The sequence below is a fragment of the Flavobacterium flevense genome (assembly GCF_900142775.1).
Taxonomy (GTDB): Bacteria; Bacteroidota; Bacteroidia; order Flavobacteriales; family Flavobacteriaceae; genus Flavobacterium; species Flavobacterium flevense.
This window is the reverse complement of record NZ_FRCC01000005.1, coordinates 14867-39343: the sequence shown is the minus strand read 5'-3', so window position 1 is coordinate 39343 and position 24477 is coordinate 14867. Positions and strand designations below refer to the sequence as shown.

Genomic DNA, 24477 nt, shown 5'->3' with positions numbered 1-24477 from the left:
AAGAGTTGCTAAGATTCTAAGCGGCTAAGTTTCTAAGATTGAAACTAAGAAAAGGCTAAGAATCTAAGCTATTAAGTAATAAGATTAAAAAAACTTAGAAACTCAGTAACTCAGTAACTTTTAAAAAAAATAAAGAAATGAAATTAATACGTTTTGGAGCCGAAGGCAAGGAGCAACCCGGAATTTTAGTTGGAGAAAAAAGATATGATGTTTCTTCTGTTGTAAGTGATTATAACGAATCTTTTTTTGAAAATAACGGATTAGAAAAATTAAAGGCAGCTATAGAAAACGGAACTTCTTTTCCTGAAGTTGCTGGTGATGTTCGTTTAGGTTCACCGGTTGCACGACCTTCTAAAATCATTTGTATTGGTTTAAATTATGTAGATCACTGCCATGAAACAGGAGCTCCAATTCCAACAGAACCTATCATTTTCTTCAAATCAACTACTTCTTTATGTGGGCCAAATGATAATGTAATTATCCCTAAAGGAAGCGAAAAAACCGACTGGGAAGTAGAATTAGCTTTTGTAGTAGGAAAAAAAGCAAGTTATGTAGATGAAGCAGATGCTTTAGATTATGTTGCCGGATATGCTTTATTAAACGATTACAGCGAGAGAGCTTTCCAGATTGAAATGGGAGGACAATGGGCTAAAGGAAAAGGTTGTGATACTTTTGCACCTCTTGGACCTGTTTTAGCTACTCAGGATGAAATTGCTGATGTAAATAATTTGTCAATGTGGCTGACTGTTAATGGTAAAAAATTCCAAAACAGTAATACGTCTAACTTAGTATTTAAAATTCCGTTTTTAGTACATTATTTAAGTCAGTTTATGACTTTACTTCCTGGTGATATCATTAGTACAGGAACGCCTCCGGGAGTAGGTTTAGGAATTAAACCAGATCCTGTTTATGTAAAAGCAGGTGATGTTATCGAATTAGGTATTGAAGGTTTAGGTTCAAGTAAACAAGTTGCTGTAGCTTATTCTAAATAAAAAATAGAACAATAAATGTAAAAGAGCATTGAATCTTCCTGATTTAATGCTCTTTTCTGTTTTTATTCTGATTCGTTTTGAGAGATGCCTTTAAGTTTTTTTATAAAGATTCCAAAAGCAGGGCCTAATTCTTCAAACAAAGGATTTTTTCGGTTTTTAAGCATTACTTCGCTAAAGAGTTTTAATCCAATGGCAAATTCGGTAGCCTGTTGTTTATTTCCAAATAAATTTTTGTCTTTCTGTTTTTCGATAATAGAAAAAATATTATCATGATTTTCAAATAAAAATTCGATAGGAGATTCTGAAACAGCTTCTCCTTTAGCGTCTTTCACATATTCCAGTGTAAGTTTGTATTGATGGGCTCTTTTTTCCATGAGTTTATTTTTAAGTTAGAATTTTAAAATAAGATCAGTTTTCGTTATTAATGATACTAAATTAACTAAATTAGTTATTAGAATACTAAAAGTACAGCACTATGATTTCAATTACAGCTATTATAAAAAGTAAAAAAGAAACTACAGAAACAGTTAAAAACATGATTCATAATCTTGTTGCCAATACAAGAAAAGAAGCAGCGTGTATCCGCTATGATTTGCATTACACCGAAAATGTGTTTATCATCTGGGAAGAATGGAAAGATCAGCCAGGATTAGATATACATAACGAACAGTTGTATTTAAAAGATTTTATCACCAATAGTGAAAGTTTATTGGCTTCGCCTATTCAGGTCTATAAAACGACTCAGGTTTTATAGTAAAATCGGCTGAAAAAAGAAGTGAATCTACAAATAGTATAAAATTTATAAAAAATGTTGTAAAATCTTTTATCGTAATAAAAGTAGTTTTGAATTAAACTTTAAAACCTCAATTATTATGAAAAAGATTATATTAAGCAAAATTGTTTTAGGTGCGGCGTTAGCACTATTTACTTTGAACTCTTGTAAAAACGAAGCAAAACAAGAAGATCCTGTAGAAATGGCAGAAGATCAAAATGAAGCCAACATTCAAAATGAAAACGTTGAAGATGATGCTGATTACTTAGTGGAAGCAGCGGCAATAAATTTAAAAGAAATCGAAATTGGTAAACTGGCTCAGGAAAAAGGAGTAAGTCAGGATGTTAAAAATTTTGGAAAAATGCTTGTTACAGACCATGAAAAAGCATTAGAAGAAACAAAAACTTTAGCAGATAAAAAATCAATTACATTGCCTACATCAATTTCTGAGGATGATCGTGATAAATACAATAAACTAAAAGAAGAATCAGCGGAAGATTTTGATAAAAAATTTGCTGATATGATGGTTGACGGTCATCAGGATGCTATTGATAAAATGGAAAAGATTTCAGAAAAAGCAACAGATGCTGATCTTAAAAGCTGGGCTGCAAATCAACTTAGTCCTTTAACAGCTCACCTTAATGAAGCTAAAAGAATAAAAGAAATGCATAAAAAATAAATAAGTATTGTTCTAAAAAAAAATGAAAAAGCTGTTGAAATCGTTCAACAGCTTTTTTTATGGGTTTTAGATTTGGGTTTAAAACCCTGTAATTTATTGAAGTACTTTAGGAATACGAAAAAAATATTTCAGTGCAGAGAGTTTGCTTAGTAGTCGTGATTTTTAAATTTATTCCAGATGTAAAAGTGTTATTTATAGTCGAAATTTTGCCATAAAAAAACCTGCAATTCGCAGGTTTTTTTATAATTTGAAATACTACTAATTATGCCCGGATTCTAAATAGCTTTTTAAATTCTGGACATCATCACGTACTATTTTTTCAAAAAACGGATTGATAAGTCGGGCAGCTTTTTCACCTGCTACCCCCAGAGGAGCGTGGTACGAAATTGTAATATCAAGTTCAGTTCCGTTGCCTTTAGATTTAAAAACTACTTTTCCGGCATTTTCGATAGAAGAATCAGCTAATGAATGCCAGCTTAAAAGTCGTTCTTTTTCATCTTTAACAATTTCAGCTTTCCAACTTAATCTGCCAATTCCTGCGGGACCTTTGGCTGTCCATTCCGAAACGGTAGAATCAATAGTTTTAACAGACTCTAAGTGATTCATGAATTTAGGCAGATTTTCTAAATTTCGCCAAAAAGCATACACTTCGCTAACAGGCTTATTAATAAAACTGCTCAGCCTGATGTTTACATTGTGTGCTTTGTCATTTTTTAAATGATCTACGGCATCATAAACGGGACAGTAGCCGCTGATACCTCTTAAAAGCATACCGCCGCCAAGGCTGCTTTTTGTCAGATCTTTTTCTTTTTGTTTCAAACCGCTATATAACAAATAGGCACCGCTTGTAACCATTATTATTCGTTCCAGTGTTGAAACATTGTTTTTAATCATCGGTTTATGCGCTTTTTGCGTCAAAGATTGTGTTTGTGTTTCCATAATGTAAAATGTTTTGTAGCCTTGTAAACAAATATTCATTTACAATGCTTTTTATTATAAAATTATAAAGGTGGATTGGATGTTCCTGAGTCAGAAATGTTTCCTTTAAAATCGCTGATGAGATCTTTAATAGTATTAAAACCATCTGATTCCAGTTCAACAATTTTTTTGATTAAATCTTTTCCTTTTTCAGAGGTTAGTAAAGCTCCCAGCACTGCACCTACAGCCACTCCTGTTAACAATGCACCTACTACTTTGCCTGATTCCATAATGTTGTTTTTTAAAATTAATATTCGGGATTTTCCTGTTTTACTTTTATTTTAATCTTGAATCTTCTCGTTTTTGAACGCCCAGTTCCGGATCATATCCTGAATCACTTAAATCATCTTCTTCATCTTCGTTATCTTCCTCCTCATAAAAATCCGGATCCACTATATCTTCTTCTTTTTCATCTCCAAATTCTTCAAAATTATCAACTCTCTTTATTTCTTTTTTCTGATCGGGTTGAGAATCATCTGGTTTAAAAGTGTTGGTTTTTTCATTAAATTCAATATTTTCAACAGCGATATTATGCAAATCGGAATTTAAATTCTGATTCTCATCGGTATTAAATTGGGGTTGATCGGTACTGAATTCTTCAAATTGCTCTTTGTTTTGTTCTTTATCAAAGTATAAATCATTTTCTATTGGGGTGTCACGTTCATCCTTTTCGAAATCACGTTTTTTATCATTTTCCATGGCTAATTATTTTAAGAATTTGTAAATATTTATGGGGGATTTTTTCATCAATTAAAGAAATTAGTAATTGATTATTTTCAAAAGTACAATTTCACGTAGCGTTTGGCTTATAGAATTAAAGTCAATCATTATATAATTCTAAGATGCTAATATGTGGATTATGAGTAGTATAGCTTGGATTTTTGTAAGCGATGATAATAATTATATAAGACAGCTGCTGTTATTGATTCTTATTTTTGTAAAAGAAGTTTTTTCGATAAAATTTTCGAATAAGAGTTTTATTGATTTGTAATAACAAAAATTCTGAAAGCAATGATATCTCAAAAAGTTGTAGAATGCAGTAATGCACTTGTAAAAAAGAATTGGAGCATAGCATTTGTAGAAAGTATGTCAGCAGGAAAAATGTGCTATGAGTTCTCCAGAGTTCCGCAATCAGGTAAAATACTTATTGGTGGAATGGTTTGTTATGATGGGGAAATGAAAGAAGAATTGCTGGCTATTCCGCATTATTTATTAGAAAAGTTCACCCCTGAATCAGCTGAGGTTACAAAAGCCATGGCGCAAAATTTTTGCAGAACGGTTCCCTCGGATATTTGTGTAGCTATAACGGGACTGAGTACTTCCGGTGGTAGTGAAACTCCTGAAAAGCCTGTGGGAACTATTTTTTTGCATTTTATTTTTCCCCATAAACAACTAGCAAAACGCTATGAGTTTAAAGGTGATGCAGAAGATATTGTTGATCAGTCTATAGATGTAGCTGCTTCGGTTATTATTGAAGAACTGGATGAGTTTGATAAACAAAATAAAAAGAATTATGAAGAAATAAGCTGATGATTCGGTAAAATCACAAAGTCAGTTTTTGTTATTCTTTCAAAAGCAACTCCTCTGAAACCCAATGGATCGCATGGTCGTATTCTTCTTTCTTGAAACCTTTAAATTCACCGGGAACTAAATAACAGAAACCATTTGTAAAAGAAATAATCCTTTCTGAATCAGTTACAATGGCACCTCTGTTCCATCTGCCCATATTTTGCAAACCTAACATGGCATCCTGAGCCCAGGCACCGGTCGTGAAATTCTCCAGATTACTATCCAGTACCAGTAAAAAATTAATGTAATCAATCTGTTTTATCAGCCGTTCCACCTCAGGAATAACAATATTGTTATAATCTTCTTTAGTAACTGCTCCGGTCACTCTAAAAGCAGCAATAGTATGTGGTGTGGTATTTATTACTTCTATCATGATATGGTTTTTTTTATTCTCCTAAAGTTATGCTTAAAAATTGGTTCTTGCCTTACATTTAATTTATAAAATTTTACAAAATTTCAATATATTGTTGAAAATAAGTAGGTTGTAAGTTGTTTTGTTAGAAGCCAAGCATTAATATAATTAGTAAATCTAAAGATTTTGTGATTTGTGGTACAAAAACTTGAATCACTGTTAGAGGATTTGAAGAATTGGAACAATTTATTTTTAGTAAAATTTATTCTTAAGTTTGTCTGTAATTTTTTTTAGCATATCTAAAAGAGCATTGGAAACACTAAATTAATGATAGAAAAGGAAAAGAAATTTTAGAGCTAATAATGACCATAAAATAAACTGTTAAATGAACGAAATAAAAATATTTTTTTTTGCCTTGGGATCCTTTTTTGGAATGGATGATGCACGAATTACGGCCGATAAAACTACCGTACTCATTTATCCGAAGGAAAAGCAAATAGAGATTATTCAGGAAGATTTGTTTGCCTTGATCCAGTCTGAAAAAGACGAGAGACTTGTATTTGAACAATGGGACAAAATTTACAAATGGAAAGAGAAGCATACAGCCTGGGCGAAAGAATTGGATAATTTTACCTCCAAGGATTTTAAGCTTACTCCTGTGAAAATGACTACTCAAACCTATTTGGTTTTAATTAGACCGCACCTTACCCTTAAATATACCCATGAAAAAGATTTAGCTTCTATGGGGATCTGGTTCAATGCTGCTAAAAATAAGTTTTACTTAAACAATATACCTGAAGATAACATTCAAAGCAGCAATGGAAAACTAGAAGGTAATTATTGGGTTTTTGATGCTGACGATAGAATCAGTTTCACTATAGAACCTTATTTAAAGAAGACAGAAAAATTTAAAAACTCAAGAATTCCTTTGAAAAAATTATTAAGGAAATATAAAGAGTAAAAAACAAGCAATGAGTAGTATGAACAATTACATTTTAATATTTTTGATATCACTTTTCTTATCGTGTTCAAAAAACAATTACATTCCCATTAAAGAAGTTCCCGAAATAGAATTCAGTACTATTGATACTAGTACCCAAACAGATCTTTCTTTTATTAATACCGCAAATAACCAAAACGTTTCTATACTCAATAGTTTAGAGGAAACAGGATTTCACTTTTATAACAGCATCAAATTTAAAACGGAAGATATTGGAATATTGGCTGGCGGAACGGGGTTAAGAGCCAGAATCACAAAAAATGGAGGTGCTAATTGGAAAGAATATTCTTTTTCAAAATTTGCCAATGCTTTTCATTCCGTTTCCTTTTCCGGTAATACTATATTTATTGTTGGAGAAAGTAACTATATTTTCAGGAGTAATGATTTTGGCGGATCTTGGAGCGTTTATAATGCCGAAAATCTTTTTGAAGAGGGAAATTCTTTCGGCCAATTTAAATTCTATAAAATTCATTTTTTTAATGAAAAATCAGGCTTTATCGTTGGTGAACATAATACTATTCCCCTTATTCTAAAAACGAATGATGGAGGAGAGCAGTGGGAAATAATTGATACTAATGAAGCATTAAAAAATAGCGGAGCCATAACAGATTTTGCTATTCATTCTAGTGAAAAAATTACTATCGTGACCTCATTTGGAGAATGTTATACAACAAATGATGGTGGAAAGACTTGGAAACTACTTCTCAAGACAAAGCCTTTAAATTCGATTGCTTTCAAAAACAGTAATGAGGGCTATGTAGGAGGAATCAATGGAAAACTACATTATACCGATGATGGTGGGGAAAATTGGCGCATAATCGAAGTTCCAGAGAATCCCAACATCACGGACATTGAGTTTATCAAGAATAAAGCGCTTATAACCACTTCAATTTCCTTTTCTAAAAACAGAGCTGTTTTTATGTATGAAATTGATAAAAATGGAAAGAATATCCATCCCTTTCTAACTAAAACAGATGAAAACATTCTTTTTATGGGAGATTCTTATGCTATTGATGTTTTTGAAAATAACATTTACATTCTGGATAGAAATAACTTATATAAAACTACTAATGAATACTTTTATAAGTAATAAAAAAGAATACGGTGTATAAAATATTAAGAATAAGCACCATCATTATATTAGCTATAGGCTTCATATCTTGAATTATTGCGGTTTTATTGCAGTCTTTAGTTTCTTTTATAGGATATTCTATTGGGGCACTATTTTCCTATTATATAATTGTTCTATTGCTGCTTACTTCATTAAAAGAAAAAACAAAGTACAAGAGAATTTTCGAACCATAAAAAAAACCTGATATTTTATCAGGGTTTTGCGACAGGAACAGGACAAATTTCTATAAAATTTATTTAAGATTCGCCTTAGTTTTTTGTGTGAAAAAGGTATCAAGTCCAAATGCAACGTGCCATAATGCTGCCACATATCTTATGCAGGATAAAAACTGTATAATTCGCCTGAGCTTTTTGTGGCAGAAAAGGTAGCAAGTGCACAAGGTTCAACATATACTTTTACTTAATAATTAACATGTATAAATAACATTAGTAAACTTTAGTTATCATTTCATCTATAGGCAAACGAACTTTTTTAGTAGCTGCCATATAGTCTTTTTCAGAATCCCTATATCCTAAAGCGAGGATAACTGTAGCATATAACCCTTTTTCTTTCAAACCTAAAACTTCATCGATAGTGGCGGCATTAAATCCTTCGATAGGAGTGGCATCCACTTTCAATTCTGCCGCAGCAATAAGTGCAGTTCCTAGTGCAATATAAGCCTGTTTGGCCGCCCAAAGGGCTTTTTGTTCTTCGTTAATAGCACTGAAATAGGAATGCAGTCCATTTCTAAATCCTGATAAGGCACCAGCATCAAGACCTCTTTGCTTTTCTGTCATTGTCATGTAATCGTCAATGTAACGCGAAGTCATGTCATTGAATGCAGCAAAAACCAACAAATGAGAGCAAGAGCTAATCTGTCCATTATACGAATCAGCACCTAATTTTTTTTGGATTTCCGGGTTGCTTACAACAAAAACACGGTAAGATTGCAGACCACAAGAAGATGCTGAAAGATTTATAGCCTCTAAGATCTGATCGACCTTCTCTTCTGTTACTTTAATGTTACTGTAAGCTTTTGTGGCGTAGCGCCATTTTAAATTTTCTATCAAATTCATTGCTATGTCTATCTTAATTTTTGGCAAATATAAATGATATTGTTTTCTTTTTCGACGCTTGAATTGCTATGGGAAACTTCAAATCAGTCATATCCTAGTTATCTAAAGAATAATTATCTGTTTTCCTTTATTATTACATTTATAAAAAGATTAATAATCTGTAAAAATATTATAAAAAAGAATAATTATCTTATTTTTTCGGTTTTGTAAAATATTAAATCTTTTATTTTCAAATTTGCAGGGTAAAAAAACTAAATAGCATCATCAGATGAAAGCGAACATACAAGAAGATAGGGGAATAAACGAAAAGAAGGATATTGAAAACATCCAGAATACAATCCAGAATGATTTTGCATTCACACTAAAGAGCACTCGTTTAGATGAAAACTATCACCCCTCAAGCGAAACGCGTTTGACAACCAATTTTGCAAACTTGGCTAGAGGCGGTAATCGCCAACAAAACTTACGTAATGCATTAAATATGATTAACAATCGATTCAATGCATTGGCTCATCTGGATAATCCAAAAGGGGATCGTTACCTTGTAGAACTTGAAATCATCACAGTAACGATGAGTATTGATGATAAGAATGGTATTAAAAATCTGCCTTTGATTGAAGTTTTAAAAACCAATATTTTTGACCACAAAACTGGCCAGCGTATTGAGGGTATTGCCGGAAATAATTTTTCGTCTTATGTTCGTGATTATGATTTCAGTATTTTATTGATCGATTACAATAAAAATAAATCTAGTTTTTGTACTCCTGAAAATTTTGGTGATTTGCATGGAAAACTTTATAAGTGTTTTGTGAATTCAACCACTTATAAAGAGTACTTTAAGAAGTCACCAATCATTTGTCTAAGTGTATCGAGCAACAAAACTTATACTCGTACTGAGTATCAGCATCCGGTTCTGGGTTTTGAGTATTTGCAGGATCAATATTCTATCACTGATGAATATTTCTCTAAAATGGGCTTAAAGGTTCGTTTTTTCATGCCTCCGAATAGTGTGGCACCGATGGCTTTTTATCATTCCGGAGATCTGCTTGCGGATTATACAGATCTTGGATTAATCAGCTCAATCAGCACGATGGAGACTTTCCAGAAAATTTATCGCCCTGAAATTTACAATGCAAATTCAGTGGCTGGGAAAATCTATCAACCTAGTATTAAACACGAAGATTATTCACTGACTCGCGTGGCTTATGACCGCGAAGAGCGCAGCCGACTGGCTCTTGAACAGGGTAAATATGCAGAAGAGCATTTCATTAAACCTTACAAAAGTCTCCTGGAACAATGGTCTGCTAATTTTACACTTTAATTGATTACAACGCATTAAAATTATACTATTATGAAGAAATTATTATTACCTACCTCTATTGTCGGAAGTTTACCCAAACCTGCCTGGCTTGCACCACCCGAAAAACTTTGGTCACCATGGAAATTAGAAGGCGATCAGCTACTTGAAGGAAAACAAGATGCGTTGCGCATTTCTCTGCACGAACAACAATTGGCAGATATAGATATCATTTGCGACGGCGAGCAGACACGCCAGCATTTTGTAACGACTTTTATCGAACATTTAAGCGGTGTAGATTTTGAAAATCGTAAAACAGTAAAAATCCGTAATCGTTATGACGCGAGTGTTCCAGTAGTGGTAGGTGAGGTTGCACGTCAAAGAGCAGTTTTTGTTGAAGATGCTAATTTTTTACGTAAACAGACTAATAAGCCTATAAAATGGGCATTGCCAGGCCCGCTTACAATGGTAGATACCTTGTACGACGACCATTATAAAAGCCGGGAAAAATTGGCGTGGGAATTTGCAAAAGCACTCAATGAAGAAGCAAGAGAACTTCAAGACGCAGGGGTAGATATTATTCAGTTTGATGAACCTGCATTTAATGTGTTCTTTGATGAAGTAAACGATTGGGGAATGGCAGCATTAGAAAGAGCTATTGAAGGTTTACACTGTCAAACTGCGGTTCATATTTGTTATGGTTATGGAATACAGGCAAATACTGATTGGAAAAAGACATTAGGTTCAGAGTGGAGACAATACGAAGAAATTTTTCCGAAAATTCAAAAATCTAAAATTGATGTGGTGTCTTTAGAATGTCACAACTCCAATGTGCCTTTAAATTTAATCGAACTTGTTCGCGGTAAAAAAGTAATGGTCGGTGCCATTGATGTGGCAAGCAACACTATCGAAACACCAGAAGAAGTTGCTGCTACGCTGCGTAAAGCTCTTGAGTTTGTAGATGCCGAAAATCTTTACCCTTCTACAAACTGCGGTATGGCCCCGCTATCTCGAAACGTAGCCAGAGGCAAGTTAAGTGCTTTAAGCGCAGGAGCAGAAATTATACGCAAAGAACTTGGGGTTTGGTCTCAATGTATTAATAATGGTGTCCGTGCCTCCACGGAGGAATAATATTTAAAACACATTGAAGAAATTATTAGAAGTATTAAAAAAAGCAGGTTTCGACGGTTTCCTGTTAATGATAGCCGCCATGATTCTGATGGCTTATTTTTTGCCAAAGCCAGGCATGGTCAAAGAACCTGTTTCGCTGGAGGAGATTGCCAATGCTGGAGTTTCGTTGATTTTCTTGTTTTATGGCTTACGTTTAAGTGTTGAGAAACTAAAAGCCGGACTTTCCAATTGGAAAATGCACATTGTCGTCCAGTTGACAACCTTTTTATTTTTTCCGCTTATTGTTTTGGCATTTCGCCCGTTGTTTATCAATAACGGCTTTGAGCTGCTTTGGCTGGGTGTATTTTTTCTGGCAGCATTACCATCTACAGTATCCTCTTCGGTGGTCATGGTTTCCATCGCCAAGGGAAACATTCCCGCAGCCATTTTCAATGCAAGTATTTCCAGTTTGATCGGAGTAGTTGTGACGCCGATCTGGGTTGGGTTATTTATAGCTTCTGCTACAGGCGATTTTGATATCACTCAAATCGGCTTAAAGTTGATTCTTCAAGTTTTGCTGCCTGTCATCATTGGTATAAGCCTCAATTCCCGTTTCGGCGCCATTGCCGAAAAATACAAGAAACAGCTCAAATATTTCGATCAGGCAGTTATTCTAACGATTATTTACACGTCGTTTTGCAAGTCATTTTCCGAACATCTTTTTGAAGGCTTCACCGCCCTTGAACTTGCTGGACTCGCTGCAGGGATGATGGCGTTGTTTTTTGCCGTATTCTTTTGTGTAGGACTACTCAGCCGCCTGCTTGGTTTTTCTGATGAAGACCGTATTACTGTCTTATTCTGCGGGTCTAAAAAGTCATTGGTACACGGCACGGTTATGTCAAAAGTACTTTTTCAGCACAGTACCATCACCGGTATCATATTGCTGCCGCTCATGCTTTACCATGCCTTACAATTGATTGCCGCAAGTATCATCGCTCAGGGTATGGCTCGACGAAAAGAAGTATAATTTTATTTATGACGTGGTCCTTTATCTTTTTAGATAAAGGGCACCAAGAATAATGCTCCCTGCTATAAAATAATGCCTTTTAGATTTTTATACTGTGAAGATAAAAGCTGCAGTATGTTATGTTTTTAACTTGTGCGAAATAAGATTTTTGTATTGTTTTTGGTTATATTTGAAGAATTTTATTCTGATTTAAAATAAATTAAACCTGTTTAAAGTAATATTCTATGGAGCAGATAGATGAAATTGATCTTCGGTTATTAAATATACTTCACGATAATTCTAAATACACTGTAAAAGAGCTTGCTAAAATGGTAAATCTTTCGGCATCGCCTGTTTTTGAGCGTATTAAAAGATTGGAAAATAACGGTTATATTAAGAAATATATAGCCCTGCTGGATCCAGAAAAACTAAACAGGGGATTTATCGTTTTCTGTAATATCAAACTTAAACAGCACGATCGTAACATAGGGAATCAGTTTGTTAGTGATATTATGAAAATAGAAGAAATTGTAGAATGTTACAATATATCAGGTGATTACGATTTTTTAATGAAAGTTTCAGTCAAAGATATGAAGCATTATCAAGATTTTGTGTTTAATAAATTAGGATCAGTTGAAAGTATAGGGAGTACCCAAAGTACCTTTGTTATGTCGGAGATAAAAAATCTCTACGGATAGGCTAAAGGAAAGCTTATTGTTCTAATAGGAAACTTTGTATATTTTTGTTTTAGGAGATTGAATCTTAAGTTTAGAACAAAAAAAAACTCTAAATCATTGATTTAGAGTTTTTTAAGTGACCTCGACTGGATTCAAACCAGTAACCTTCTGAGCCGTAATCAGATGCGCTATTCAGTTGCGCCACGAGGCCATTTGCAGACGTTTTGTAAACGTGATTGCGGGTGCAAATATAGGGATAAATGTGTAACTTGCAAGCATAAATTTCAATAAATACTAAAAAAAATGAAGTTAGAAAATTATATCCGTGATATTCAGGGTTTTCCAAAAGAAGGAATTTTGTTTAAAGATATAACTCCGCTGTTAAATGATGCAAATGCAACCCGGGAATGCCTGAAAACATTAGTGGAATCCTTAAAAGGGCAAAAAATAGATAAGGTTATTGGTGCAGAAAGTAGAGGTTTTTTATTCGGAATGTTATTAGCACAGCAATTAAATGCCGGATTTGTACCTGTACGTAAACCTGGTAAGTTGCCATACGAAACCATTTCTGCTTCTTACGACTTAGAATACGGAACCGATAATCTGGAAATTCATATTGATGCGATTCAAAAAGGGGATAAGGTATTAATTCACGATGATGTGCTGGCAACAGGGGGAACAGCCAAAGCAGTTTGCGAACTGGTAGAAAAACTAGGTGGCGAAATTATACAGTTAAATTTCCTGATGGAACTCACTTTCTTAAATGGAAGAGAGAAAATAAAAGAATACGATATTTTTGCAGCGGTAACCTATTAGTCTAATGCTCTTGTAGTAACATAATAGCGATACCCAATAATAGCCAACTGCCATTTCTTGGCTTTCGCCAAATCCAGTCTCTGCTTAGTAAAACTAGGTAAAATGAGTTTGTTGATTTTAGCTAAAATTTTAAACATAACTTTATGGTTTTCTCAAAGATACAAAAAAGACGGTAGTTGTGAAGTACCGTCTTTTGCGTTTTAAATTTAATTTTGGATTATTTAGTTTTAATTTCTATAACACCATTTTTTCCTTTTTCTCCATATTTATCTAGTGCAATTTTACCTTTCAATACTTCGATTTTTTTAATCTGGTCTTTAGGAATATCTTCCATATTGAAATTTGGCTCCTTTGTTTTTTCATCAACAACAATTAACGGCTTTGTTCCATCAAGGGAGGAAAAGCCAGTAACTTTCCAACCATTAACTTCCTTATCTTGTTGTTCTGCATAGCCTAAAACTTTGATTGGTTGAGATTCTTTTGCAATATTACCTCTTTTGTCTTTCATAGTAATTTCAATTACACCATTCTTACCACTTTCATTATATTTCATGGTAGCATGATGATCTTTTAATACAGTTATACTTTTTATGTTATCCGGATCTACATCTTCAATTTTAAAATTAAAATCTTTTTTTATTCCATCAATTACAATAAGTGGTTTTTCAAAATCTTGTTTAGTATTCGAATTTCGAAAAGATAATCCACTGCCAGTACTATTTTTATTCTCCTCTTTTTTCGTTTTTGTAGTAATTCTAATTGTTTTTTCATCTAGGTTTCCATGCGAACACTCAATCATTTCAGGATTGAATGAATAATACTCTTGAGGTGTTACTTTTTTATCATCAATATAAAAGGTAAATTCTTTACTTTTTTTTAGCCAATCTTTAGTGAAAATTCGTATTTCTTTTTTGTCTTTAATAACATCCATTGATTCAATTTCTTTAGGATCTAATTTATCCAGTTCTTCTTTAGTCGATTTTGCACCATTAATGTAAATGTCTTTATCAGTAACTTTAATTGTAGTTTTATTATTATTGTGTTTTGTAGTTACCAGAATCGTCTTTTTACCAGAAATTGTATCCACATCAATTTTTTCAATATCATTAGGATCTAATTTAGCTAATTCTTCCTCGGTTGATTTCTTACCATTAATATAAATTTCTTTTCCTTCTGATATATTATTTAAATCTTTTTCAACTTTAAATGATTTTAAATCAACAGATTCTGACTTCGTTTCTTTTTCCTGTGCAACTACTTCAATTTGGAATAAAAAAACAAAAGCAACAAGTGCAGGGAATACTGTAATATACTTCCACGAATTCGATTTTTTAGATGGGTTTTGGTTCAACATAATAATTCTTTTTTTGATTAAGGATTGATAGAAATGATTAGTAAGTGCAACACAATTGTCCAGTGTGGTTATTTTTAAAAGAGTTAATTGGTAGGCTTTTTTGTCTGCTATTCTTTTAGCCGCTTCGTTATCGGCAATGAATTCCAGATTTTGCGCAATAGCTTTTTTGTACAGCCAAATCAACGGATTGAACCAAAAGAGGATACAAAATAAGCTTGAAAGCAACACATCAACACTGTGTTTTTGCTGACTGTGTACTTTTTCATGTTCTAAAATATTTTCTAATTCAACAACAGAATACAAAGACGAATTGAACACGATATATTTAAAAAAAGAGAAAGGAGCAATGTTTTCGGCAATATCTATTAATTTGAAATTACCTTGCTGTTGTATTGTTTTTCCGTTTAATAATTTTATCAGACTATTAAAATCAAAAATCAGTCTGAGAAACGAAATTGCAATTCCTATAATGTAAACACCAGCTACGATTAGATACCAATTAATTTCCGGTTCAGGAGCATTTACCAAAGTTGTCACCGGAATATTCGACCAATCGAACGAATCTGTTGTAGGTTCTATCCAAATGACTTTGGTGATAAAAAATAAGGGTAAAAGGCCCGAAGTGATTAATCCTGATAGTAAAAACCATCTGTTACCATTGAAAAAAGTCTCTTTTCGTAAGAGCAATATATACGCCAGATAAAACAAACCAATCAGCCCACTTGCTTTGATGAGGTAAATAAATACGTTTTCCATAACTATTGTTTTTTTTCAATCATCGCTAAAATTTCCCGTAATTCATCGGCAGATATTTTCTCTTCCTTGGCAAAAAAGGAAACCATATTTTTATAAGAACTATTAAAATAGGTATCGATGGCAGTATTCATGAACTTTTTTCGGTAGTCTTCCATTTTTACAATAGGGTAGTACTGATGCGTTTTTCCAAAGGCGTTATAAGAAACATATCCTTTTTCTTCCAGATTTCTAATAATCGTAGAAAGGGTGTTGTAATGTGGCTTTTCGTCTTTGATTTCGGCCATGACTTCTTTTACAAAAGCTTTTTCCAGCTTCCACAAAATTTGCATGATTTCTTCTTCTTTATTGGTTAATTTTTCCATAACTGTTTAATTTGAATACAATTATATAACTATGTTTTTAGTTTAACAACTATTTTTATAGTTATTTAACTATTTTTTTAGTTTTTGAAAGAATTAAGGTTGATAGATTACACAGATTCCCCCCAAGTTAAAAAGTATTAGATTGAATTAAAAAGGTCTAATCGGTATAATCAGTGGCAAAAAAGGATGCCGGTTTGGGGGCAAGAATCGTTAATTCTTATAGAAGCATATTAAAAGCTTAAGTCTTTGTGGCTTTGCAACATTTACCGTATTTTTGCATAAAATTTTGAAGATGAGGTTTATTCTGTTATTTGTATTTTTAGTTTCATGGAGTTTTGGCTTTAGCCAACAAAAATTTGATGCGGCTGCTGCCAAAAAATACCAGCAGAAATTAAATAAAGAGTATGTTGACCCCAAAACCAGTCCGCTGGAAGCTCAGGATTTAGCTGCATTTAAAAGTTTAAATTTTTATCCTGTTAGTGAAAAGTACTTTGTCAAAGCTCGTTTTGTGAGAACTCCAAAAGAGAAACCATTCCAAATGAAAACTTCGACGGACAGAACGCCGATTTTCATAAAATATGGAGAAGCACATTTTGAAATCAATGGTAAAAAATGCAAACTAAATCTTTATCAGGATGTGGTATCAGCCAGAAATCCACAATACAAAAACGATTTGTTTTTGCCTTTTTTTGATGAAACATCAGGTAAAGAAAGTTATACAGGCGGGAAATACATTGATTTAAAAATCCCAAAAGGAAATACAATAGCTATCGATTTTAATACTTCATACAATCCGTATTGTGCTTATAATTATCGCTATTCTTGTCCAAAAGTACCTTTGGAAAACGATTTAAAAGTAGCTATTCGTGCGGGTGTTAAAAAATTTCATGATTAATGCAGTACTTTAATTTACATACCCACGTTTATACCCGTAGAGAGAATATATTGGAATTAGTCAATCAATATCCTCAGGAATTTGATGCTGCTTTACCTAATTATTCAATAGGAATTCATCCTTTATTTATTGATGAAAGCCGGTTAGAAAGCGACTTTGAAGTAATTGAACAGAAAATAAGTTCTCCTTCCTGTCTGGCTATTGGTGAATGTGGCTTAGACAAACGAAGCGAAACAGCATTTGAAATCCAACTGCAAGTTCTAGAAAGACAATTTTTATTGGCAGAAAAACATCAGAAAGCGGTTGTTATTCATTGTGTACATGCTTTTCAGGAATTGGTAGCGTTGAAGAACAAATTAAAGCTGACCATTCCCATTGTGATTCATGGTTTTTCTAAAAAAGAACAATTGGCTAAACAACTTTTGGACAATGGTTTTTATCTTTCTTTTGGTAAAAATTTATTGCAAAATCCTGAAATGGAAACTGTTTTTGTGAACACACCCAATGATCGTTTTTTTCTGGAAACAGATATGGTTGAAGAAGGAATTGAGGAAGTATATGCCCTTGCGGCAAAATATAAAAAGATTACGATAACGGAATTGCAACAACTGATTTCGAATAATTTCAATTCCGTTTTTAAAAATAAACAATAACTAAATAACCGAATATACTTTTAATTATGGCTGAATGGACCGAAAGAGCTGAATTATTATTTAGAAAAGAAGGATTAGAAAAACTGCAAAATGCTCATGTACTTGTTGTAGGATTGGGTGGTGTAGGTTCGTTTGCAGCCGAGTTTCTGGCTAGAGCAGGAGTTGGGAAAATGACGATTGTAGATGGTGATGTGGTCGATATTACTAATATTAACCGACAATTGCCTGCTTTGCATTCTACCGTGGGTCAGCCCAAAATTACCATTGTGGGCGATCGATTGATGGATATAAATCCGGAATTGCAGTTAACCCGTGTGCAGGAATTTCTTTCTCCGGAGCGTGCATTCGAAATTGTAGATCCGCAATTTGATTATGTTTTAGATTGTATCGACAGTATTACGCCTAAAATCAATTTGATTGTTGCTGCTAAACGAAAAAGAGTGAAAATCATTTCCAGTATGGGAGCAGGAGGAAAGATGGAAGCTTCGAAGGTAAAAGTAGCCGACATTGGAAAAACCATCAATTGTTATTTTTCTAAAGCCATTAGAAAGCGATTGAAAAAGATGAAAATAAACAAATTGAAAGTGGTTTTCTCCTCAGAAATCCAGGATGAAGGCAGTTTGAAATTAACCGATGGTTCTAACTATAAAAAATCATTTTATGGTACAAATAGTTACATGCCGGGTTTATTTGGCTTACACGCTGCCGAAACCGTAATTCGTTATATTATTAAAAAAGAGTAACTCTAGTCCTTAGTGGTTAGTCCTTAGCTACTAAACTTTAAACATTTTGCTAAGTACTAGGTACTAAGAACTAAAAATCTAAAAAAAAATGATACAAACAGTAATTTTTGACATGGACGGTGTAATTGTGGATACAGAACCAGTACATCGCTATGCCTATTACAAACAATTTGAAGAATTAAATATTGAAGTTAGTGAAGAATTGTACACTTCATTTACAGGGAATTCTACCCGAAATATTTTTCAGAAAATAAAAGATATTTTCAAGCTCGAAAATGAAGTAGAAGATTTAATTCAAAGAAAACGCAGTATTTTTAATGATGCTTTTGATACCAAAAAAGATTTGGAACTACTGGATGGTGTTCGAAATTTAATAGTTGATTTACATCAAAATGGGGTACAGTTAATTTTAGCTTCTTCTGCATCCAAAGTTACTATCGAGCGTGTTTTTAACCGCTTTAAATTGCATGATTATTTTACACATAAGGTAAGTGGCGAAGATTTTCCTAAATCCAAACCGCATCCTGCTATTTTTGAGCATGCTGCAAGCTTATCTCTAGCGTCAAAAGAGGAATGTATTGTTATAGAAGACAGCACAAATGGAATTATTGCAGCAAAAGCGGCAGGGATTTTGTGTATAGGATACAACAGTGTACATTCAAAAAATCAGGATTTATCCATAGCAGATTATGTTGTCAATCATTTTGATGAGTTGAATTATGCTTTAGTTAAAGATATGGATTCTAAATTATGTAATTCTTAACAGCATAATACAGAAGAAGTTGTAATTTTAAATGTTTAAAAAAATATTCCGATTATGAAAAAAATAGTTATTGTTTTATCGCTTATTATATCTCATTTTACCGTTGAAGCTCAGGTAAAAATTCCTGAGACAAGTCCTAAAGCTATTGTAAAGCAAGTTGTAGGTTTGACGGATGTAGAAATTGTTTATTCGCGTCCATCTGCAAGAGGAAGAGCTGTTTATGGAAATTTGGTTCCTTTTGGTCAGTTATGGCGAACAGGGGCTAATGATAACTCTACAATTTCTTTTAGCGATGATGTTGTCATTAATGGAAAAACGCTGAAAAAAGGAAAATATGCTTTGTATACCATTCCTAATATTCAAAGTTGGGAAGTTATATTTTATACTAAAACGGATAATTGGGGAACTCCTAAAGAGTTTGACGAGTCTAAAGTGGCTTTGAAAACATCTGTAAAAGAAGAAGCTTTGCCTAAACCTGTGGAAACATTTACATTGGCAATTAATAATTTAGACAGTAGTTCAGCTACTCTTGATATTTCCTGGGAGAACTCTTATGTGTCTTTAAAATTCGAAGTTCCTACAAAGAAACTGGCTATTGCAAGTATCGAAAAAACATTAGCAGGTCCTTCACCTGAAGAATATTATACAGCAGCTCAATATTATTATCAATCCAATAGTGATATTGAGAAAGGAAGAGCCTATATTGATAAAGCTGTTGAATTGTCTAAAGCCGTTCCTTTTTATTATTTAAGATTAAAATCATTAATCCAGGCCAAACAAGGAGATAAAAAAGGTGCTATCGAAACCGCTAAATGGTCTATTTCGGCTTCGGAAGCAGCAGGGAATAAAGAATATGTTGAAATGAATAAAGCGAGTATAGAGGAATGGAGCAGGTCATAAATTCCATTTTTAAATAAAAAAGAAATCCCATTTGCAGTTTTTTGATGCAAATGGGATTTTTTGTTTATGCAATATTCTTCTCGTTCTTGAAAATGGTGACTTGCAGTAAAGCGGATAGCACAATAGTCATCATCGCCCCAATAAAATTCAACCACAAATAACCCAGTTTTTCTTCGCCACTTGGATAAATGAAAATAGCAAAATAATAAATAACTAAAATACTTAGCTGAGTAATAAAAGCACTGTAGAAAATAGCTTTGGCTTTAATAAATTTGATGTAAAAACCAACCAGAAATATTCCTAAAACGGTTCCGTAAAAGATAGAGCCAATGATGTTTACTAATTGGATTAAATTTTCGAAAAGCGTTCCCACACAAGCAAAAAGAATGGCTATAATTCCCCAAAAAAGAGTGAAGAATTTAGTAGCATTCAAATAATGTTTTTCTGTTTTAGGTTCTTTTAAATTACGCTTATAAATATCAATAGCCGTTGTTGAAGCCAGAGCATTAAGTCCGGAAGCAGTTGATGACATGGCTGCCGAAATAATTACAGCCAGCAATAAACCGATCAAACCTTTAGGTAAATAGTGCAAGATGAAATGGAAGAAAACATAATCTTTATCGTTGGTTTCGCTTCCACTATCGGCTTTGTGGATGATTTCTTTCGCATGATCTCTTAAATCTTTTTCTTTGGTCGAAATAGCCACTAATTCTTTTCTCAGGATAGGGTTGTCATAATCCTGATTCAGCTGATCAATGTATAAAAGATTAATAACTTTTTTGTCTTCGGAAAGGGTTTCCAAATCTTTTTCTAAAGCGTGGTATTCGTCTTTATATTGTGATTTTTCAATCGTTGTTTTGTTATTCGGATTGAAATTTAAAGGCACAGGATTGAATTGGAAAAAGACAAAAACCATAACTCCCGTAAGTAATATAAAGAACTGCATTGGGACTTTTAACAGACCATTCATGATTAATCCCATTTGGCTCTCCCGCACTGATTTTCCGGATAAATAGCGTCCTACCTGTGACTGGTCAGTTCCAAAATAAGCCAATGCTAAGAAAAAACCACCGGTGATTCCGCTCCAAAAAGTATATTTTTCTTCCGGATCAGTAGAAAAATCCACAATATTCATTTTGCCATTAGCACCTGCAATATGAAGTGCATTACTAAAAGTCATGTCATTAGGTAAAAAACGAAGAATAAGAAAGAAAGTGATAAACATACCCGACATAATCACAAACATCTGTTGTTTTTGGGTTACGTTTACTGCTTTAGTTCCTCCGGTAACGGTATAAATAATAACCAGAATTCCTATAACAATATTCATATAGGTTAAATTCCAGCCCAATAATGCCGACAAAATAATAGCAGGAGCATAAATAGTTAATCCTGTTCCCAGTCCTCGCTGAAATAAGAACAGAATAGCCGCCAGCGAACGCGTTTTTATATCAAAACGTTTTTCTAGATATTCATAAGCGGTAAAAACTTTGTATTTATGATAAATGGGAATAAATGTCAGACAGATAACAATCATGGCTATCGGGAGACCAAAATAAAACTGGACAAATCCCATTCCGTCATGATAAGCCTGTCCGGGTGTAGAAAGAAAAGTAATGGCACTTGCCTGAGTTGCCATCACCGAAAGTCCCACCATATGACATGGTGTTTCATTGCTGCCCAGAATAAAATCTTCTACATTTTTACTTCCTTTGGTTTTCCAGGCACCATAAATTACTATAAATAATAAGGTGATAACAAGTACAATCCAGTCGAATAATTGCATGGCTTTAAGAGTATAATTTCATTATTAAATAAAAAACTAAGATGTAAACAGCATTTGCAATTAATACCCAGGTGTAATTTGCCTTCCAGTTTTTTTCTTTTTTTAATCCCATTTTACTTCTTTTAGAGTGTTGTTTTTTGAAAATATATTAGTTTTCAATGTTTTGTTGTGTTTTATTTTGGTGCTTCTTCGGTCTCGGCAGTTTTTAATGAAATCATATTAGCCACTAAACGATACGCACCTGAAACTCCCATTGGGAGTTCTCTGAACAAACTTAAACCAGTATAAATATAGTGCCCTTTTCCATAAGCTGCGACTAATAATGCTCCTTTTTTATCCGTTTCTCCTTTGTCATGGGAAGACAGGATAGGGGTGAAAGCTGCGTCAAATTGATTGGGATAATACAAGCCCTGCTCCTGAGTCCAACCTTTAAAATCTTTTTCGGTTATTTTATTCGGATAATTTAAAATAGCATGATTAGGTGCTAAAAATTGAACCGTTGCATTCTCATCCGTAACTCTGTCACTGGATATTGTTAATGGATAAGGTGCAATGTTATTGGGAATATTTCTATCAGGCGTGTTGTATTGTACAATTAAAGTTTTTCCTCTTTTCACAAATTCCAGTAATAAATGCTGTCTGTTTTTTAAAGTAGGAAGTACATTATAAGCACGAATTCCGGTAATAATAACATCAAAATTGTTTAAATTTCGGGTGTTAATATCTTCTTCTACAGTGAGTAAAGTCACGGGGTATCCCATCTGAATCAGGCATTCAGGGACTTCATCTCCGGCACCCATTATGTAACCAATTCTTTCATTGGTGATTTTTAAATCTAATTTTTTGAATTTAGATTCTGCTGCCAGCAGCACCTGTTGTTTTGAAATATGATCATAATCGATGATAATTTGTTCTTTGTCAATTTCCTTAGAATTAACAACTGCAACACTTTTAGCTATAATTTCGGAGGTGTTTTCAGGAGGTGTGACATCAAAATAAACTGTTTTTTCATGTTCCTTTTTTTCCAGATTAAAAGAGGTTGATAGAGGATCAACAATCCAGTTTTCGGCAACTTCTAATCGTACATTTCCATCAATATTGTCTTTACCTGCTTTTACCTGAACGGCTATTTTTTTAGTTTTGCCATCATTAAAAAAAGAAACCTGATCTAAAATTCGGGTACTGACCTCCGGAATAATATCAAGGTAATTATACATTTCTCCGTTAACCTTGTCATTGTATTTATAAACAACGGTACGTTCTACAGGAATAGCAATTCCGTTAATTTTTAAATTAAATTGCAATTTGATATTCCTTATAATATCAGGGATACCTATATTCTTTTGCTCTGAAACCTGATACATTCCTGTCGTTCCTTTTTCTTTTAACCAGTAAGGCTGACTGTATTCTAAATTTTCAGGCAATTCTAAATCTACAGAGAAATTCTCTGAAAAATTGTTGTTTAAAACCTTATTTAAAACCGTGTTTTTTTGAGACGGAAATGCAGTAATACTGTTCAGTTCTACAGGAGTAATACTTCTGTTAATAGCTTCAATTCTTAATTGAATCGTACTTCCGGGTGTGGTTTGCTGTACATTAGAAACAGCTTCAAGATACAAACCGGAACAGGCGGTGATAATATTTTTCAGTTCTTCTAATTTGACCGTTTTCCAATGATTTTCATCTAAATCAGCAATCAGTGTATAGGCTTTAACCAAATCAGGAACAGAAGCAGCGGGATTGGAAAAATTAAAATCAGTTTCTATTTTAGTTACTAATTCGCCAATCTCTTTTCCATTTTTGATCCGATTCCAGCTGGTGTCTATACCATCAAACAAATTGGCTTTATCTTTTATTTTTTCTCCGTCAATAAGTTCCAGATATTCGCTTTCTTTTCCACGGGATCCAGTACTTCCAAAACCTTGTGATTTATGGCTGCTTCTGCTTAATGCGGCAATTTCCTGATTGGATTTCCCTAAACCGGCATAATAAACCCCTGTTTCAAGAGTAATGAAATTAGATTTATCAGCTGCATCAAATTTTTCCTGGCTTCCATAAAACCAAACAGAAGGATTAAAGAAAAGTCTTTTAGGCTGCCACGGATTATAGTGTTTTAATTGTTCAGGAAAGCTTTTTGGGTTGTTGCTGAGGTCAAAACTTTCGACACTTAAAATAGCCGAAGCGGTATGATGTCCATGAGTTGTTCCGGGTGAGCGGTGGTCAAACCGATTAATGATAACATCAGGACGGAATTTTCGGATTGCCCAGACTACATCAGCTAATACTTTTTCTTTATCCCAAATTTCGAATGTTTCATCAGGATTTTTTGAAAACCCAAAATCATTGGCACGGGAAAAAAATTGTTCTCCACCATCAATTTTTCGAGCCTCAATAAGTTCCTGAGTTCTAATCACACCTAATAATTCTCTTAATTCGGAACCAATTAAATTTTGTCCTCCGTCACCACGCGTTAACGATAAATAAGCGGTGCGGGCTTTTTTTTCATTGGATAAATAGGAAATGAGTCGGGTATTTTCATCATCAGGATGTGCAGCAATATAAAGAACACTCCCCAGAAAATTTAATTTCTGAATTTGGTTATGTATTTCAACAGCATTCCATTTTTGTGGTTTTTGTGCTGATGAAAATTGAAATATAAAAAAGGATATAAAAATAAATAGCTGTTTATTATTAAGCATCTTAATGTAATTTAATTGCAATAAGTCCAAATGTAGTAATTATTTTCATGGAATGAAATGTCTTTCCGGCATAAATGGGTTCAACGTAAAAAGGCGAATTTCAAACGAAATTCGCCTTTTTTATCTTGGAA

At 33.4% G+C, this 24477-nt stretch carries 27 protein-coding genes and 1 tRNA gene; 16 read left to right on the top strand and 12 right to left on the bottom strand.

Annotated elements, in window-relative coordinates:
* Nucleotides 1-137: 137 nt before the first annotated feature.
* Nucleotides 138-992 carry a fumarylacetoacetate hydrolase family protein gene (locus tag BUB89_RS09735; RefSeq protein WP_073244501.1) on the top strand — a complete coding sequence of 285 codons (855 nt, stop codon included), beginning with the start codon at nt 138-140 and terminating at the stop codon, nt 990-992.
* Between the two features lie 62 nt (nt 993-1054).
* Here BUB89_RS09735 and BUB89_RS09730 read toward each other — a convergent pair whose 3' ends face one another.
* The gene (locus tag BUB89_RS09730; RefSeq protein WP_073244499.1) at nt 1055-1366 is read right to left on the bottom strand and encodes a DUF3861 domain-containing protein; all 312 of its coding nucleotides are present in this window, start codon (nt 1364-1366) and stop codon (nt 1055-1057) included.
* A gap of 101 nt (nt 1367-1467) precedes the next feature.
* On the opposite strand from BUB89_RS09730, the gene BUB89_RS09725 reads away from it, so the two are divergent.
* Entirely contained in the window at nt 1468-1746 is a 279-nt protein-coding gene (locus BUB89_RS09725; RefSeq protein ID WP_073244497.1) for a putative quinol monooxygenase, read from the top strand.
* Nucleotides 1747-1864: 118 nt separating this feature from the next.
* Nucleotides 1865-2443, top strand: coding sequence for a DUF4142 domain-containing protein (locus BUB89_RS09720; protein WP_073244494.1), 579 nt, complete (start codon nt 1865-1867; stop codon nt 2441-2443).
* A 258-nt stretch (nt 2444-2701) separates the two neighbouring features.
* On the opposite strand, the gene BUB89_RS09715 is transcribed toward BUB89_RS09720, so the two are convergent.
* The 3 genes from BUB89_RS09715 to BUB89_RS09705 all read right to left on the bottom strand — a co-directional run bounded on the left by BUB89_RS09715 (nt 2702) and on the right by BUB89_RS09705 (nt 4120).
* Complete coding sequence (locus BUB89_RS09715; protein WP_073244492.1) at nt 2702-3382, bottom strand: SRPBCC family protein; 681 nt, start codon at nt 3380-3382, stop codon at nt 2702-2704.
* A 62-nt stretch (nt 3383-3444) separates the two neighbouring features.
* Nucleotides 3445-3651 carry a YtxH domain-containing protein gene (locus BUB89_RS09710; protein ID WP_073244490.1) on the bottom strand — a complete coding sequence of 69 codons (207 nt, stop codon included), beginning with the start codon at nt 3649-3651 and terminating at the stop codon, nt 3445-3447.
* A 46-nt stretch (nt 3652-3697) separates the two neighbouring features.
* Nucleotides 3698-4120, bottom strand: a complete 423-nt coding sequence (locus tag BUB89_RS09705; protein WP_073244487.1) for a hypothetical protein — start codon at nt 4118-4120, stop codon at nt 3698-3700.
* Nucleotides 4121-4432: 312 nt separating this feature from the next.
* Here BUB89_RS09705 and BUB89_RS09700 point away from each other — a divergent pair, with 312 nt between their 5' ends.
* Nucleotides 4433-4951 (top strand): CinA family protein, encoded by a 519-nt coding sequence (locus tag BUB89_RS09700; protein WP_073244485.1) that lies wholly within the window; start codon nt 4433-4435, stop codon nt 4949-4951.
* Nucleotides 4952-4982: 31 nt separating this feature from the next.
* Here the strand turns inward: BUB89_RS09700 and BUB89_RS09695 are convergent, their stop codons facing one another.
* Nucleotides 4983-5363, bottom strand: a complete 381-nt coding sequence (locus BUB89_RS09695) for a SpoIIAA family protein (protein WP_073244482.1) — start codon at nt 5361-5363, stop codon at nt 4983-4985.
* Nucleotides 5364-5727: 364 nt separating this feature from the next.
* On the opposite strand from BUB89_RS09695, the gene BUB89_RS09690 reads away from it, so the two are divergent.
* Together BUB89_RS09690 and BUB89_RS09685 are read left to right on the top strand one after the other, a co-directional pair.
* Nucleotides 5728-6303, top strand: coding sequence for a hypothetical protein (locus BUB89_RS09690; protein ID WP_073244480.1), 576 nt, complete (start codon nt 5728-5730; stop codon nt 6301-6303).
* A gap of 10 nt (nt 6304-6313) precedes the next feature.
* Entirely contained in the window at nt 6314-7432 is a 1119-nt protein-coding gene (locus BUB89_RS09685; protein ID WP_073244478.1) for a YCF48-related protein, read from the top strand.
* A gap of 467 nt (nt 7433-7899) precedes the next feature.
* On the opposite strand, the gene BUB89_RS09680 is transcribed toward BUB89_RS09685, so the two are convergent.
* Complete coding sequence (locus BUB89_RS09680; RefSeq protein WP_073244476.1) at nt 7900-8529, bottom strand: nitroreductase family protein; 630 nt, start codon at nt 8527-8529, stop codon at nt 7900-7902.
* A 268-nt stretch (nt 8530-8797) separates the two neighbouring features.
* Between BUB89_RS09680 and BUB89_RS09675 the strand changes: the two genes are divergently transcribed.
* From BUB89_RS09675 to BUB89_RS09660, 4 genes are all read left to right on the top strand, one after another.
* Entirely contained in the window at nt 8798-9850 is a 1053-nt protein-coding gene (locus tag BUB89_RS09675) for a DUF1852 domain-containing protein (RefSeq protein WP_083552652.1), read from the top strand.
* Nucleotides 9851-9880: 30 nt separating this feature from the next.
* The gene (locus BUB89_RS09670; protein WP_073244473.1) at nt 9881-10957 is read left to right on the top strand and encodes a methionine synthase; all 1077 of its coding nucleotides are present in this window, start codon (nt 9881-9883) and stop codon (nt 10955-10957) included.
* A 13-nt stretch (nt 10958-10970) separates the two neighbouring features.
* A complete protein-coding gene (locus tag BUB89_RS09665; protein WP_073244471.1) occupies nt 10971-11963 on the top strand; it encodes a bile acid:sodium symporter family protein in 993 nt (330 codons plus the stop codon).
* A gap of 224 nt (nt 11964-12187) precedes the next feature.
* On the top strand, nt 12188-12640 hold the full coding sequence (locus tag BUB89_RS09660) for an Lrp/AsnC family transcriptional regulator (protein WP_073244469.1): 453 nt from the start codon (nt 12188-12190) through the stop codon (nt 12638-12640).
* Between the two features lie 116 nt (nt 12641-12756).
* Here the strand turns inward: BUB89_RS09660 and BUB89_RS09655 are convergent.
* Nucleotides 12757-12830, bottom strand: a tRNA-Arg gene (locus BUB89_RS09655).
* Nucleotides 12831-12922: 92 nt separating this feature from the next.
* Here BUB89_RS09655 and BUB89_RS09650 point away from each other — a divergent pair.
* Nucleotides 12923-13435, top strand: coding sequence for an adenine phosphoribosyltransferase (locus BUB89_RS09650; RefSeq protein WP_083552649.1), 513 nt, complete (start codon nt 12923-12925; stop codon nt 13433-13435).
* Here the strand turns inward: BUB89_RS09650 and BUB89_RS09645 are convergent.
* The 3 genes from BUB89_RS09645 to BUB89_RS09635 all read right to left on the bottom strand — a co-directional run bounded on the left by BUB89_RS09645 (nt 13432) and on the right by BUB89_RS09635 (nt 15907).
* Nucleotides 13432-13572 (bottom strand): SsrA-binding protein, encoded by a 141-nt coding sequence (locus BUB89_RS09645; RefSeq protein ID WP_073244465.1) that lies wholly within the window; start codon nt 13570-13572, stop codon nt 13432-13434. The two genes, BUB89_RS09650 and BUB89_RS09645, sit on opposite strands and share 4 nt — an antisense overlap.
* A gap of 80 nt (nt 13573-13652) precedes the next feature.
* On the bottom strand, nt 13653-15545 hold the full coding sequence (locus tag BUB89_RS09640; RefSeq protein WP_073244463.1) for a M56 family metallopeptidase: 1893 nt from the start codon (nt 15543-15545) through the stop codon (nt 13653-13655).
* Between the two features lie 2 nt (nt 15546-15547).
* A complete protein-coding gene (locus tag BUB89_RS09635) occupies nt 15548-15907 on the bottom strand; it encodes a BlaI/MecI/CopY family transcriptional regulator (protein WP_073244461.1) in 360 nt (119 codons plus the stop codon).
* Between the two features lie 292 nt (nt 15908-16199).
* On the opposite strand from BUB89_RS09635, the gene BUB89_RS09630 reads away from it, so the two are divergent.
* From BUB89_RS09630 to BUB89_RS09610, 5 genes are all read left to right on the top strand, one after another.
* On the top strand, nt 16200-16802 hold the full coding sequence (locus tag BUB89_RS09630; RefSeq protein WP_073244459.1) for a DUF1684 domain-containing protein: 603 nt from the start codon (nt 16200-16202) through the stop codon (nt 16800-16802).
* On the top strand, nt 16802-17455 hold the full coding sequence (locus tag BUB89_RS09625) for a TatD family hydrolase (RefSeq protein WP_073244457.1): 654 nt from the start codon (nt 16802-16804) through the stop codon (nt 17453-17455). The genes BUB89_RS09630 and BUB89_RS09625 overlap by 1 nt, the downstream gene beginning before the upstream one ends.
* 26 nt (nt 17456-17481) lie before the next feature.
* Nucleotides 17482-18198 carry a tRNA threonylcarbamoyladenosine dehydratase gene (locus BUB89_RS09620; RefSeq protein ID WP_073244455.1) on the top strand — a complete coding sequence of 239 codons (717 nt, stop codon included), beginning with the start codon at nt 17482-17484 and terminating at the stop codon, nt 18196-18198.
* 88 nt (nt 18199-18286) lie between these two features.
* Nucleotides 18287-18961: an HAD family hydrolase gene (locus BUB89_RS09615; protein ID WP_073244453.1), complete on the top strand. Its 675-nt coding sequence runs from the start codon at nt 18287-18289 to the stop codon at nt 18959-18961.
* A gap of 54 nt (nt 18962-19015) precedes the next feature.
* Nucleotides 19016-19861, top strand: a complete 846-nt coding sequence (locus BUB89_RS09610; RefSeq protein ID WP_073244451.1) for a DUF2911 domain-containing protein — start codon at nt 19016-19018, stop codon at nt 19859-19861.
* Nucleotides 19862-19925: 64 nt separating this feature from the next.
* Here the strand turns inward: BUB89_RS09610 and BUB89_RS09605 are convergent, their stop codons facing one another.
* Complete coding sequence (locus tag BUB89_RS09605; protein ID WP_073244449.1) at nt 19926-21647, bottom strand: sodium:solute symporter family protein; 1722 nt, start codon at nt 21645-21647, stop codon at nt 19926-19928.
* 173 nt (nt 21648-21820) lie between these two features.
* A complete protein-coding gene (locus BUB89_RS09600) occupies nt 21821-24346 on the bottom strand; it encodes a PIG-L family deacetylase (RefSeq protein WP_073244447.1) in 2526 nt (841 codons plus the stop codon).
* Nucleotides 24347-24477 lie beyond the last annotated feature (131 nt).